Genomic DNA, 464 nt, shown 5'->3' with positions numbered 1-464 from the left:
AACCCGCATGTCTTCCCGGAACCGCAGCCCCTTAAGCTGAGGGCCGAACGTCACAGACGGACAGGGCACGGCACAGCCGAACCTGAGCATCCGAAGTTTTGCGCCAGCGCGCGACACCGACGACCGCCCGAGGAAACCCAGCTCCAGCAGTAGGGACTTGATCCGCAGCATCATCGTGCGCGGCCTGATCTCGCCCCCGAGCAATTCCCCGTACTTCGTCAGAACAAGTGCAGCGCCAGGCGCTTCCTCGGCGGCACGCAGGGTGCGCGCCACGAAGTCGGGCAGGTAGACGTCGTCCTGATGCGCGATGGTGACCCAACTGCGCGTGGCGCAATCCAGGGCCGCGTTCCAGTCCCTGCCGATACCGGCGTTCGGGCTATGAACGTGTACAGGCACATCGAATTTCGCTGCCAACTCGGACAATTCTTTCGACGGCGTGGAAGTCGAAATCAAGATCTCCGATC

General features: G+C 62.7%; 1 protein-coding gene. It reads right to left on the bottom strand.

From position 1 onward, the window contains the following. The coding region (locus CWM66_RS28460; RefSeq protein WP_146159980.1) for a glycosyltransferase family A protein at positions 1–464 on the bottom strand (464 nt) is incomplete at both ends.

This window comes from Kosakonia sp. H7A (assembly GCF_003028445.1).
Classification (GTDB): Bacteria; Pseudomonadota; Gammaproteobacteria; order Enterobacterales; family Enterobacteriaceae; genus Kosakonia; species Kosakonia radicincitans.
This window is presented reverse-complemented; position numbering and strand designations above follow the sequence as displayed.